Origin of the sequence: Amycolatopsis sp. NPDC049159 (assembly GCF_040648295.1) — a bacterium.
GTDB classification, from domain to species: Bacteria; Actinomycetota; Actinomycetes; order Mycobacteriales; family Pseudonocardiaceae; genus Amycolatopsis; species Amycolatopsis pretoriensis_A.
On sequence record NZ_JBEZDL010000004.1, the window covers coordinates 331667 to 344965 of the forward strand.

A 13299-nucleotide genomic window follows, 5' to 3' on the forward strand; every position below is an offset into this window, starting at 1 on the left:
GCCCGGCCACCCGGCCCGGCCGGTACGGAGGTGAGCACGTGGTCCAGCGGTACGTGATGTCCATCGACCAGGGCACCACCTCCACCCGGTGCATCCTGTTCGACGCCCGCGGCCGGCTCGTGTCGGTCGTGCAGCGCGAGCACCAGCAGCACTTCCCGCGGCCCGGGTGGGTCGAGCACGACGCCGTCGAGATCTGGCGGAACGTGTCGCGGATCGTCCCGCAGGCGCTGGCCGACGCCGGGGCGGGCGCCGAGCAGGTGGTCGGGCTCGGGATCGCCAACCAGCGCGAGACCACCGTGCTGTGGGACCGGCGGACCGGCAACCCGGTCGGGCGCGCGATCGTCTGGCAGGACACCCGCACCGACGCCATGCTCGAACAGCTCGCCCGCGAGCCCGGCGCCGACCGCGTGCGGCAGCTGTGCGGCCTGCCGCTGGCGACGTACTTCTCCGCACCGCGCATCCGCTGGCTGCTCGACCGCACCCCCGGCCTGCGCGAACGCGCCGAGCGCGGCGACGTCCTCTTCGGCACCATCGAGAGCTGGCTCATCTGGAACCTGACCGGCGGCGCCGAGGGCGGCGTGCACGTCACCGACGTCACCAACGCCTCGCGCACCATGTTGATGAACCTGCGCACCCTCAGCTGGGACGACGAGCTCCTGGACTTCTTCGACGTCCCGCGCGCGATGCTGCCGGAGATCCGGTCCTCGACGGAGGTCTACGGCACGACGTCGCGGGTGGTGCCCGAAATCCGCATCGCCGCGGCGCTGGGCGACCAGCAGGCCGCGCTGTTCGGCCAGACGTGCTTCGCGCCCGGCGAGGCGAAGTGCACCTACGGCACCGGCAGCTTCCTGCTGCTCAACACCGGCCCGACCCCGGTGCTGTCGACCCACGGCATGCTCACCACGGTCGGCTTCAAGATCGGCGACGAGCCCGCGGTGTACGCGCTGGAAGGCTCGATCGCCGTCACCGGGTCGCTGGTGCAGTGGTTCCGCGACGGGCTGGAGCTGATCGGGAGCGCCCCGGAGATCGAGACGCTGGCCAGGACGGTCGAGGACAACGGCGGCTGCTACATCGTGCCCGCGTTCTCCGGGCTGTTCGCCCCGCACTGGCACAGCGAGGCCCGCGGGGTGATCGCCGGCCTGACGTCGTACATCACGAAGGGCCACCTCGCGCGGGCGGTGCTGGAGGCGACCGGCTGGCAGACCCGCGAGGTCGTCGACGCGATGAACGCGGACTCCGGGCTGGCGCTGTCGTCCCTGAAGGTCGACGGCGGGATGACCGCGGACAACCTGCTGATGCAGTTCATCGCCGACGTCCTCGACGTCCCGGTGGTCCGCCCGATGGTGGCGGAGACGGTGTCGCTGGGCGCGGCCTACGCGGCCGGGCTGTCGGTCGGCTACTGGCCGGACCTGGAGGGCCTGCGCCGCAACTGGCACCGCGCCGGCCAGTGGCTCCCGGCGATGGACCCGGCCCGCCGGACCTCCGAGTACGGCCACTGGCGCCAGGCGGTGGAGCTGACGTTCGGCTGGATGCGCCCCGGCCCGGCCGCGGCCCCGCCCGGCTCGGACCTGGTCGAGGTCCTGCTGGCCGACCACCGCCGGTTCGAGCAGCTGCTGCGCGACCTGCGCAACACGGAAGCGGACCGCGCGGCTTCGGTGGCGGAGCTGGCGGCTCTGCTGGTCGCCCACGCGACGGCGACCGAGCGGATCGTCCGGCCGGACTCCCCGGGTTCGCCGTTCGCCGACGACCTTCTCGCGGTGCTGGAGAGCGAGGACTTCGAGAAGGCGTTGCCGCACTTGGAGAACATCGTGGACGCGCACGTGCGGAGCGAGGAACGCGGCCTGCTGAACGACTTGCGCCGCACGATGTCCACTTCGGACCGCACCGGGCTGGGCCGGGTGTTCGTCGCGGAACGGCGCCGCCAGCTGGACCTGGACTGCGGGAACGCGGACCACATCCGCGAGCTGGGCGACCGGCTCACCCTTTGAGGACGTGTCCTGGGGATCTTGGGTCCTTGGCATCGACGGCCAAGCGGAGCTTGGCCGTCAGTCCTGCGCGGGTGCCCGGACGGTCGTGGATCGACGCTGACCACGAACGCGACGTTGTCCTCCAGCGTCCCGAGGTAATCGTCTTTGACGATCGCCTGCTCGAGGATCGGGTCCCACGTCCCCGTCCGCGCCGGCAGCGACGGCGCGATCCTCGCCCCGGCCTTGTCCGTCAGCTCACCGCGTCCGTCCACGCCCATCGTCTGCACACGATCATGAGAAAGATCCGCCGGACACGCTCTAGACGGTTTTCAGGCAGCGGCTGCTCTCCCGCACCACCAGCTCCCCCTCCACCGTGCCCCGCGCCGGTCCCGCCACCCCGTCGATGCGGGCCGCCAGGGCCGCGAGCGTCTGGCGGCCCGCCGCCACGAAGTCCTGGCGGACCGTCGTCAACGGCGGAGCGAAGAACGCCGCCTCCGGGACGTCGTCGAAGCCGACCACGTGGGCGTCGCGGGGAACCCGCATTCCCGCCTCGCTGAACGCCGCCAGCAGGCCCAGTGCCATGTGGTCGTTGGCCGAGAACACCGCTCGCACACCGGGTTCCGCCGCCAGGGACTGGCCCGCTCGGTAGCCGGACTTCGCGGACCAGTCGCCGCGGACCACCGGCGGGACTTCCGCGCCGTGGCGCTCCAACGTTTCTCGCCAGCCTCGCTCGCGGGCGCGGGCGGCCGGGCCGTCTTCCGGGCCGCCCAGGTGCCAGACCGTCAGGTGGCCGAGGTCCAGAAGGTGCTCCGTGGCCCGGCGGGCACCCGCGTACTGGTCGGTCGACGCCGCCGGGACGAGGGGGATCGGGGCCGGGTCCGGGACGAACCGGGCGTCGAGCACGACGATGCCCGCCACGCCCTGCAGCAGCAGGCCGGCCACCGCGGCCGGGACCGCCGCGCCGTCGCGGCCCGGGACGCTGAAGACGGTCAGCGCGTACCCCTGCTCCCGGGCGGCCGAACGGAGGCCGTTCAAGGTCGCGCCGGAGGCGGTGGAGCCGGTCGCGATCACGCCGAGCGTGCCCCGGCGGGCGGGCAAGGGGCCGTCGTCCAGGGACATGGGGCGATGTTAGCGATCACACCACCGGACGTGAACTTTGTTCGCCTTCCATAAATAACGAAACGATAACGCGCCCTTCGCCGCTTGAACCACCCCTCGGCGGGAGCCGTTTCTGCCAGTGCCGGAACCAAGTGCCCCGGACGCGGTGGCACTCCCCCGGGTTCCGCGCGTCTCCCACCGGGTACGCAGCCCTCTCCGGCGTGCCCGGAAAACCGAACGAGGTGACCATGGCCCGGAAAACCACCCGCACTCCCGCCACGGGCAGGCATCGCATCACCCGCCGCACGAAGATCGCGACCGGCGGCCTCGCCCTCGCGCTCGCTGTCGGCGGCATCGTCGTCGCGACCACCGCCGGGCGCACCGGCGAGGCCAGCGCCGACGAGGCAGACCCGTCGTTCTTCCTCGACATCGCCAAGGTTCCCAGTGGTGTTAACGTGAACAAGGCGCTGCAGCGGCAAGGCGCGCGCGGCACGTTCACCGTGGACTGCGGCCGCAACGAAAACCAGCACTTCAACCCCGACAACTTCATCGCGCAGCCCGGGATCCGCAACGGCGCGCAGCACCTCCACGACTACGTCGGCAACCTCTCGACCAACGCCGACTCGAACAACAAGAGCCTGGTGAAGGCCGGCACGACCTGCCGCAACGGCGACAAGTCCGCGTACTTCTGGCCCGTCGTCCGGATCGACACCGGCGAGGAGGAAGCGGCGAACCCGCCCGCCACCCAGCCCGACCGCGCCGGCAGCGCCAAGGACAAGGCGAGCACCCAGGTCGACTGCCCGGACGTCGCCAGCAAGCTCCCCGACGTCCCCGACCAGGCCATGGACGAGGTGAACCGCAACCTCGACCTGCTCGACAAGCAGATCGACGAGGCCAACCAGCGGATCGCGAACGGCGACCTCAAGACGCCGCAGGACGTCCAGAACGCCGTCGTCGGCCCGCTCAAGGACAAGCGGGCGGCGACCATCGACCGGATCGCCATCGCGATCGGCCGCCGCGCCGCGAAGCCGACCGACCTCGGTGGGCTCGCGGCGTGCGCGCTCAAGCAGAACGGCCAAGGCGGGCTCGACAACGGCGGCCAGAACAGCGGTGGCGGCCAGGCGACCGAACTGCCGGGCGTCAACGACCAGAACGAACTGGCGGGCAACGACGGCGACATCCAGCGCGTCCGCTCGGCGACGATCACGTTCACCAGCGGTGGCGCGAAGCGGGTCGTCGCGATGCCGCAGTTCCTCCGCGTCCTCTACGGCGACGCCAAGCAGAGCACCAACGGCCCGGCCAACGCCCGGCCCAGCTGGACGTGCACCGGGTTCGAAGACCGGCTGACCGACCACTACCCGATCTGCCCGCAGAACAGCCGGGTCGAGCGGATCCACGCGTTCCCGAACTGCTGGGACGGCAAGAACATCGACAGCGCCAACCACCGCACGCACATCGTGTTCGCCGACCAGCAGGGCAAGTGCCCGCAGGGCTTCAAGAACGTGCCGCAGCTGGTCATCAAGCTGGTCTACGACATCCCGCACGACATCCAGGTGAAGGGCCAGTACAAAGTGGACGCCTTCCCGCAGGAGAGCCACAACCCGCGTTCGGACCACGACGACTTCGCCAACGTCATGGGCCAGCGCCTGATGAACCAGGTGGTCAACTGCATCAACACCGGCAAGCGCTGCAACCAGTAGCTCAGGACGTGGTGACGGAGTAGCTGTTCGCGGCGAAGTCCAGTCCACCGGCGGACGAGGTGATCTCGAAGCCGAACTGGACTTCGCCGAGCGTCACGTCGCCGAACCAGCCACGGGCCCGGATCCAGTTCAGCACCGCCAGGACGTCGACCGTGCCCGCGTTGGTGTTCGACGTGCGCACGAACGAGAACACCGCGTTCGACCCGTTCGATCCTTTGTAGACGTCCCAGGTGTGGCCGCCGACCGTGGCCGTCGTCTGCTTGCTGCCGAGCGGGCCCACCGCGCCCTGCTTGTTCATCCACAGCATGGTCTCGTAGGCGTTGTTGTCCGCCCAGATGTCGTATGCGGTCTCGTAAGCGCCGCTGCCCGGCCGGTTGACCGAGAAGCTGCTGGAAACCTTCCCGAGCGCGCTGAGCTTCTTGCCGACGTTCTTCGCCGAATGCGGGTACGACTTCACGCCGCCGGTGTTCGGCTGGTTCGACCAGACTCCCCAGTTCGAATACGAATTCGCCCAGATGGTCTGCGGGCCCGCCCCACCGCCCCAGACGTCGTTGCGGATCGTGTACCCGCCGTTGGACCAGGTCGCCCATTGGTCCGAAGACGACCACGTCGCAGCTGTTGCGACACCGGCCGAGGTGGCCACGGAAGCAGCCACGGTCAAGGAAACCACGAGGGAACGCACGGCTTTGTGCATGGGATGGGGCCTCCACTGGTGAGGGATTCACCAGCACTATGACCGTCCCGTTACCGCCCGGTCAAGCAATTCGAGAACTTCGAAAAAGAAAGGAGCTTTCCCCGTGCGGGAGGCACGGGGAAAGCCCCTTTCGACGCCGTCGCTCAGGAAGCCGCGCGGCGTTTCGTCCAGATGTCGTAGGCCACCGCGGCCAGCAGCACGACGCCCTTCACGAGCATCACCCGCTCGCTCGGCGCGCCGATCAGGGACATGCCGTTGTTGATGACCGCCATGATCAGGCCGCCGGTGATCGCGCCGACCACCTTGCCGACGCCGCCCTGCACCGCCGCGCCGCCGATGAACGCCGCCGCGATCGCGTCCAGCTCGAAGTTGACGCCCGCCGTCGGGCCGGCCTGGTTGAGCCGGCCCGCGAAGATGATCCCGGCCAGCGCCGCCAGCACGCCCATGTTGACGAAGATCCAGAACGTCACCGACTTGACCTTGACGCCCGAGAGCGTCGCGGCCTGCAGGTTGCCGCCGACGGCGTAGATGTGCCGCCCGAACACGGACTTCCCGGCCACCAGCGAGTAGCCGAGCACCAGCACCGCCAGCAGGATCAGCACCCACGGCAGGTTCTTGAACCGCGCCAGCTGCACGACCAGCGCGAGGACCAGCACCGCGATCCCGGCGAGCTTGAGGACGAACATCGGGAACGGGTCGACGTCCTGCCCGTAGCCCAGCCGCGCCGAGCGCTTGCGCCACTGCGTGAACCCGATCCCGGCCACCGCGGCGACGCCGGCGAGCAGCGACACCAGGTCGGCGCCCCCGAGCGGCCCGAGGCCGATGTTGCCCAGGTAGCCGTCGGTGAAGCCGTTGGACAGCGTGCGGATGGCGTCCGGGAACGGCCCGATGCCCTGGTTGCCCAGCACCGTCAGGGTCAGCGCCCGGAACGCCAGCATCCCGGCGAGCGTCACGATGAACGCCGGGATCCCGAAGTAGGCGACCCAGTAGCCCTGCCACGCGCCGATCACCGCGCCGACGACGAGCGTGATCAGCACCGCCCAGAACCACGGCAGGTGCCAGTTCACCATCAGCACCGCCGACACCGCGCCGGTCATCGCCACGACCGACCCGGCGGACAGGTCGATGTGCCCGGAGATGATCACCAGGATCATCCCGATCGCGAGGATCAGCACGTAGCTGTTCTGCACGATGATGTTGGAGATGTTCTGCGGTTCCAGCAGCGCACCGCCGGTGAGCACCTCGAACAGGACCACGATCAGCGCGAACGCGACGTAGATGCCGCTCTGGCGCGGGTTGATCGAGATCCGCCGGGCGGAGCGCTCGGCCGGGGGCGCGTCGGGCCGCGCTTCGGTCGTGGTCATTGCCGTTCCTTGGTCATGTACTGCATGAGCAGTTCCTGGGTGGCTTGTTCGCGGGTCGCCTCGCCGGTGATGCGCCCCGCCGAGAGCGCGTAGATCCGGTCGCAGAGCCCGAGCAGTTCCGGCAGCTCGGAGGAGATGACCAGGACGGCCTTCCCCTGGGCGGCCAGTTCGTTGATGATCGTGTAGATCTCGAACTTCGCGCCGACGTCGATGCCGCGGGTCGGCTCGTCGAGGATCAGCACGTCCGGGTCGGTGAAGATCCACTTGGCCAGCACGACCTTCTGCTGGTTGCCGCCGGAGAGCTTCCCGGTCACGCTGCGCACGGACGGCGCCTTGATCCGCAGGTCGCGGTGGTAGCGGGCGGCCGTGTCGTGCTCGGCGTGCTCGTTCACCCACCCCCGCTTCGCCAGCTTGCCCAGCCCGGCCGCGGACACGTTGCGCTGGATGTCCTCGATCAGGTTGAGCCCGTAGCGCTTCCGGTCCTCGGTGGCGTAGGCGATGCCGTGGCGGACGGCGTCCTGCACCGACCGGACCTCGATCTCCTTCCCGTGCTTGACGATCCGCCCGGAGATGTCCTTGCCGTAGGACCGGCCGAACACGCTCATCGCGAGCTCGGTGCGGCCCGCGCCCATCAACCCCGCCAGCCCGACGATCTCCCCGCGCCGCAGGGAAAGCGACGCGTTGTCGACGACGACGCGCCCGGCCTGGCTCGGGCTGTGCACGGTCCAGTCCTCGATCCGCAGCACCTCTTCGCCGATGTCCGGCTCCCGGGGCGGGAAGCGGTGCTCGAGGTCGCGCCCGACCATCCCGGTGATGATCCGCTCTTCGGTCAGCCCGGCCGCGTCCAGCGTCTCGATGGTGCGGCCGTCGCGCAGGATCGTGACGGTGTCGGCGATCGCGGTCACCTCGCCCAGCTTGTGCGAGATGATCACGCAGGTCACACCCTCGTCGCGCAGCCCGCGCAGCAGGTCGAGCAGGTGGGCCGAGTCGTCGTCGTTGAGCGCCGCGGTGGGCTCGTCGAGGATGAGCAGCTTCACCTCCTTCGACAGGGCTTTGGCGATTTCGACGAGCTGCTGCTTGCCGACGCCGAGTTCCTGCACCGCCCGGGTCGCGTTTTCGGCGAGGCCGACGCGCCGCAGGAGCGCGTCGGCCTCGTGGTTGGTGCGGTTCCAGTCGATCCAGCCCCGCTTGTGCTGTTCGTTGCCGAGGAAGATGTTCTCCGCGATCGACAACTGACCGCACAGCGCGAGCTCCTGGTGGATGATCACGATCCCGCGCCGTTCGCTGTCGCGCACCGACCCGAACTCGCACCGCTGCCCGTCGAAGGTGATCTCGCCGTCGTAGGTCCCGTGGGGGTAGACGCCCGAGAGCACCTTCATCAGGGTGGACTTCCCGGCGCCGTTCTCCCCGCAGATCGCGTGGATCTCCCCGTGGCGCACGGAAAGCGTGACGTCGGACAGCGCCTTGACCCCGGGGAAGGTCTTGGTGATCCCGCGCATGCCGAGTAGTTCGGTCATTTCAGCTGACCTGCCGTGTAGTAGCCGGAGTCCACGAGCTCCTTCTGGTAGTTGGCCTTGTCCACGGTGACCGGCTGCAGGAGGAAGGACGGGACGACCTTCTTGCCGTTGTCGTAGTCGGTGGTGTTGTTGACCTCGGGCTTGCCGCCCTTGAGCACCGCGTCGGCCATCTTCACCGTGGTGTCGGCGAGGATGCGGGTGTCCTTGAAGACCGTCGAGTACTGCTCACCGGCGATGATGGACTTGACCGAGGCGACCTCGGCGTCCTGCCCGGTGACGATCGCGTACGGCTGGCCGGCGGTGCCGTAGCCGTTGCTCTTCAGCGCCGACAGGATGCCGATCGACAGGCCGTCGTACGGCGAAAGCACGCCCGCGACCTTCGCGCCACCGGTGTAGGTCTTGGTGAGCAGGTCCTCCATGCGCCGCTGCGCGGTGGCCGGGTCCCAGCGCAGGATGGCCGCGCGGGCGAAGTCGGTCTGCCCGCTCTTGACGACCAGCTTGCCACTGTCCATCAGGGGCTTCAGGACGGACATGGCGCCGTTGAAGAAGAAGGTGGCGTTGTTGTCGTCCGGCGAGCCGGCGAACAGCTCGATGTTGAACGGTCCCGGGCCGGTGCCCAGGCCCTTGACCAGCGAGTTCGCTTGCTCGACGCCGACCTTGAAGTTGTCGAAGGTGGCGTAGTAGTCGACGTTGGGCGAGTTGCGGATCAGCCGGTCGTAGGCGATGACCGGGATCTTCTTGTCCGCCGCCTCCTGCAGCTGGGTGGTGATGGCGGTGCCGTCGATCGAGGCGACGACCAGGAGCTTCGCGCCCTTGGTGATCTGGTTCTCGATCTGGTTCACCTGGGTCGGGATGTCGTTCTCGGCGTACTGCAGGTCGACCTTGTACCCGAGCTTCTCCAGCGCCGACTTGATGTTGTCGCCGTCGTGGATCCACCGCTCCGACGACTTGGTCGGCATGGTGACGCCGACCAGCGCGCCCGCCGCGCTCGCGGTGCCGGCCGGCGCCGCCTGGTCGGCGGTCTTCTGGCTCGACCCGCACGCGGAGAGCGTCAACGCGAGTCCCGCGGCCGCGAGCGCCGCGATTCCTCTGGTGAACTTCATTGTTCCGTTTTCCTTTCTCAGAAACCCTGGGCGAGGCGGTGGTACGCCTGGTTCCAGCGGATGCGGTCGGCGAAGCCGTGCGGCGTGGTGTCCTTGTCGATCACCAGCAGCTCGACGCCGAGCAGGTTCGCGAAGTCGCGAAGGGATTCGGTGCTGACGGCCTGGGTGAGCACGGTGTGGTGCGGGCCGCCGGCGGTGATCCACGACTCCGCGGAGGTCGACAGCGACGGCGCCGGCTCCCAGACCGCCCGCGCCACCGGCAGGTTCGGCAGCGGCTCGTCCGGCGCGACGACCTCGATCTCGTTGGCCACCAGGCGGAACCGGTCGCCGAGGTCGACCAGGCCGAGCGTGACGCCGGGCCCGGGCTGGGCGTCGAAGACCAGCCGGACCGGGTCCTCGCGGCCGCCGATGCCGAGCGCGTGGATCTCGCACGACGGCTTCGCGGCGGCGATGCTCGGGCAGACCTCGAGCATGTGGGCGCCGAGGATCTTCGGCGTGCCCGGTCCGAAGTGGTAGGTGTAGTCCTCCATGAACGACGTGCCGCGGTCGGCGCCGACGCCCATCGCCTTGACCGCGGCGAGCAGCGCCGAGGTCTTCCAGTCGCCCTCGCCGCCGAAGCCGTAGCCGTCGGCCATCAGCCGCTGGACGGCCAGGCCGGGCAGCTGGCGCAGGCCGCCCAGGTCCTCGAAGTTCGTGGTGAACGCGCCGAACCCGCCGTCGGTGAGGAACTTCCGCAGCCCGGCCTCGATCTTCGCCGCGTACCGCAGCGACTCGTGCCGCGCTCCCCCGGCCGCCAAGTCGGCGACAACGTTGTAATCCTGCGCGTACTGCGCCACGAGGGAGTCCACATCGGACACGGCGTCCACGACCTCGACCAGGTCGTTGACGCCGTAGGTGTTCACCGAGACGCCGAACCGCAGCTCCGCCTCGACCTTGTCCCCTTCGGTGACGGCGACGTCGCGCATGTTGTCGCCGAACCGGGCCAGCCGCAGGTTCCGCAGGTGGTCGGCGCCGATCGCGGCCCGCGCCCACGCGTCGATCCGCGCGACCACGGCCGGGTCGCCGACGTGCCCGGCGACCGTCTTGCGCGGCACGCCCAGGCGCGTCTGGATGAACCCGAACTCGCGGTCGCCGTGCGCGGCCTGGTTGAGGTTCATGAAGTCCATGTCGATGGTCGACCACGGCAGGGCTTCGTTGAGCTGGGTGTGCAGGTGCAGCAGCGGCTTGCGCAGCGCGTCCAGCCCGGTGATCCACATCTTCGCGGGCGAGAAGGTGTGCATCCACGCGATCACGCCGACGCAGGCCGCGTCGGCGTTGGCTTCCTGCAGCACGCGCCGGATGGACGCGGACTCGGTGAGCACCGGCTTGCCGACGATCTCGGCCGGGAGCCCGCCGGAGGCGGCCAGCAGCTGCTGGATGCGCAGGGACTGGCCGGCGACCTGTTCGAGGGTCTCCTCGCCGTAGAGGGCCTGGCTCCCGGTGAGGAACCAGAGCTGGGGTTTCGACGCGCGGGTCATCGTTCTCCTTGAAATCAGTGCTGGCCGTAGACGTTCTGGTACCGGGCGTAGAGCCGGTCGACGTCCTCGGGCGGCAGGGGTTCGGGCGTGCCCAGCTCGAAGGCCTTGTGCACGGTGCGGGCCACGTCCTCGACCATCACCGCCGCCTTGACGGCGTCGCGGGCGGTGCGGCCGACGGTGAACGGGCCGTGGTTGCGCATGAGCACGGCCGGCGAGCGGCTGGCACGAAGCGTTTCGACGATGCCGCGGCCGATGGAGTCGTCGCCGATCAGGGCGAACGGCCCGACCGGCACCTCGCCGCCGAACTCGTCGGCGATCATCGTGAGCACGCACGGGATCGGCTGGCCGCGGGCGGCCCACGCCGTGGCGTAGGTCGAGTGCGTGTGGACGACGCCGCCGATCTCGGGCATGTGCCGGTAGACGTAGGCGTGCGCGGCGGTGTCCGACGACGGCGCGAGCTCGCCGTGCACCAGCTCGCCGTGGAGGTCGGTGACGACCATGGTGTCGGCGGACAGGTCGTCGTAGGACACGCCGGAGGGCTTGATGACCATCAGCTCGCGGCCGGGCACGCGGGCCGAGACATTGCCCGCGGTCCAGATGACCAGCGCGTTGCGGGTCAGCTCGCCGTGCAGGTTCGCCACGGTCTCCCGCAGTTCCGCGACGGTGTCGAGAACCTCGTCGGTCAGGGACATCAGGACCGTCCTTCCGCGACAGCTCGGGAAACGGCGCGGCGGCGGGCCGCGAGGCGGTGCATGACATCGTTGCCGCCGCGGCCGAAGTAGTCGTGCAGCGTCGTATACTCGGCGTACAGCTCGTCATAGGCGGCGACGTGGGCGGGGACCGGCTGGTACACCGCGCGGCGCACCGAACCCATCGCCTCCGCGGCCGCGCGGATGTCGGCGTGGGCGCCGGCGGCGACGGCCGCGTGCATGGCCGACCCGAGCGCGGGGCCCTGCTCGGAGCCGATCACCGACAGCGGGAGGTTGGTGACGTCGGCGTAGATCTGCATGAGCAGCGCGTTCTTGACCAGGCCGCCCGCGATGATCAGCTCGGTGACCGGGACGCCGGCCTCGCCGAACGTCTCGATGATCTTGCGGGTGCCGAACGCGGTGGCCTCGAGCAGCGCGCGGTAGACGTCCTCGGGGCGGGTGGCGAGGGTCTGGCCGACGATCACGCCGGACAGCTCGTGGTCGACGAGCACCGACCGGTTGCCGCTGTGCCAGTCGAGGGCGACCAGGCCGTGTTCGCCGATCTCCTGCTGGGCGGCCAGCCGGGTGAGCTCGTCGTGCCCGTCGCGGGCGAAGTGCCCGGTGAACCAGCCGAAGATGTCGCCCACGCCGCTCTGCCCGGCTTCGTAGCCCCAGAGCCCGGGGACGATGCCGCCTTCGACGACCCCGCACATCCCGGGGACCTCGCGCAGTTCGGCGCCGTTCATGACGTGGCAGGTGGAGGTGCCCATGATCGCGACCATCTGCCCGGGTTCGACGGCGTTCGCGGCGGGCGCGGTGACGTGGGCGTCAACGTTGCCAACGGCGACCGCGATGCCCTCCGGCAGCCCGGTCCACGCCGCCGCCTCCGCCGTCAGCGACCCCGCCCGGGAGCCCAGCTCGCCCAGCGGGTGCTCCAGCTTGTCGGCGACGAAGGACTCGAAGCCCGGCGCCAGCTCGCGGAGGAAGTCGCGGCTCGGGTACTGGCCGTCCTGGAGGATGCCCTTGTACCCGGCGGTGCAGGCGTTGCGGACGTAGACCCCGGCGAGCTGCCAGACGATCCAGTCGGCCGCTTCGACCCAGTGCCGCATGGCGCCGTAGACCTCGGGCGCCTCTTCGAACACCTGGAGTCCCTTGGCGAACTCCCACTCCGAGGAGATCAGCCCGCCGTAGCGCGGCAGCCACTTCTCGCCGCGGGTGCGGGCCAGCTCGTTGATCCGGTCCGCCTGCGGCTGGGCCGCGTGGTGCTTCCACAGCTTGACGTAGGCGTGCGGGTCGCCGGCGAACTCGGGCAGTTCGCACAGCGGCGTGCCGTCCGCGGTCGTCGGCACCATCGTGCAGGCGGTGAAGTCGGTGGCGATGCCGATGACGTCGGCCGGGTCCGCCCCGGCCGCGGTGAGCGCGGCCGGGACGGCGGTGCGGAGCACCCCGACGTAGTCCGCGGGCACCTGCAGCGCCCAGTCCGGCGGCAGCGCGCGGCCGGTGGCCGGCAGCGTCTCGTCGAGCACGCCGTGCGGGTACTCGAAGACCGCGCTGCCCAGCTCGGCCCCGTCCGCCACGCGCACGACCACCGCGCGGCCCGACAGCGTGCCGAAGTCGACGCCGACGGTTAGTGGTTCTCCCACGGTGTCC

At 70.0% G+C, this 13299-nt stretch carries 10 protein-coding genes; 2 read left to right on the forward strand and 8 right to left on the reverse strand.

The features are described from left to right. Positions 1-38: 38 nt before the first annotated feature. Positions 39-1988, forward strand: a complete 1950-nt coding sequence (gene glpK, locus AB0B33_RS10400) for a glycerol kinase GlpK (protein WP_360769318.1) — start codon at positions 39-41, stop codon at positions 1986-1988. A 297-nt stretch (positions 1989-2285) separates the two neighbouring features. Here the strand turns inward: glpK and AB0B33_RS10405 are convergent, their stop codons facing one another. Beyond that, entirely contained in the window at positions 2286-3086 is an 801-nt protein-coding gene (locus tag AB0B33_RS10405) for a substrate-binding domain-containing protein (RefSeq protein WP_247023678.1), read from the reverse strand. Between the two features lie 227 nt (positions 3087-3313). On the opposite strand from AB0B33_RS10405, the gene AB0B33_RS10410 reads away from it, so the two are divergent. Then, entirely contained in the window at positions 3314-4765 is a 1452-nt protein-coding gene (locus AB0B33_RS10410; protein WP_360769321.1) for a DUF1996 domain-containing protein, read from the forward strand. A gap of 1 nt (position 4766) precedes the next feature. Here AB0B33_RS10410 and AB0B33_RS10415 read toward each other — a convergent pair whose 3' ends face one another. From AB0B33_RS10415 to araB, 7 genes are all read right to left on the reverse strand, one after another. After that, positions 4767-5459, reverse strand: coding sequence for a hypothetical protein (locus AB0B33_RS10415; RefSeq protein WP_360769324.1), 693 nt, complete (start codon positions 5457-5459; stop codon positions 4767-4769). 143 nt (positions 5460-5602) lie between these two features. Continuing rightward, positions 5603-6823 carry a multiple monosaccharide ABC transporter permease gene (gene mmsB, locus AB0B33_RS10420; RefSeq protein WP_360769326.1) on the reverse strand — a complete coding sequence of 407 codons (1221 nt, stop codon included), beginning with the start codon at positions 6821-6823 and terminating at the stop codon, positions 5603-5605. After that, positions 6820-8340, reverse strand: coding sequence for a multiple monosaccharide ABC transporter ATP-binding protein (gene mmsA, locus AB0B33_RS10425; RefSeq protein WP_360769329.1), 1521 nt, complete (start codon positions 8338-8340; stop codon positions 6820-6822). The genes mmsB and mmsA overlap by 4 nt, the downstream gene beginning before the upstream one ends. Next, on the reverse strand, positions 8337-9443 hold the full coding sequence (gene chvE, locus AB0B33_RS10430; RefSeq protein ID WP_247023683.1) for a multiple monosaccharide ABC transporter substrate-binding protein: 1107 nt from the start codon (positions 9441-9443) through the stop codon (positions 8337-8339). The genes mmsA and chvE overlap by 4 nt, the downstream gene beginning before the upstream one ends. A 17-nt stretch (positions 9444-9460) precedes the next feature. Further along, the gene (gene araA / locus AB0B33_RS10435) at positions 9461-10960 is read right to left on the reverse strand and encodes an L-arabinose isomerase (RefSeq protein ID WP_360769333.1); all 1500 of its coding nucleotides are present in this window, start codon (positions 10958-10960) and stop codon (positions 9461-9463) included. 14 nt (positions 10961-10974) lie between these two features. Next, positions 10975-11652 carry an L-ribulose-5-phosphate 4-epimerase gene (locus AB0B33_RS10440; RefSeq protein WP_247023685.1) on the reverse strand — a complete coding sequence of 226 codons (678 nt, stop codon included), beginning with the start codon at positions 11650-11652 and terminating at the stop codon, positions 10975-10977. After that, positions 11652-13292 (reverse strand): ribulokinase, encoded by a 1641-nt coding sequence (araB, locus tag AB0B33_RS10445; RefSeq protein ID WP_360769336.1) that lies wholly within the window; start codon positions 13290-13292, stop codon positions 11652-11654. Before araB ends, AB0B33_RS10440 begins: the two co-directional genes overlap by 1 nt. Between the last annotated feature and the right edge of the window lie 7 nt (positions 13293-13299).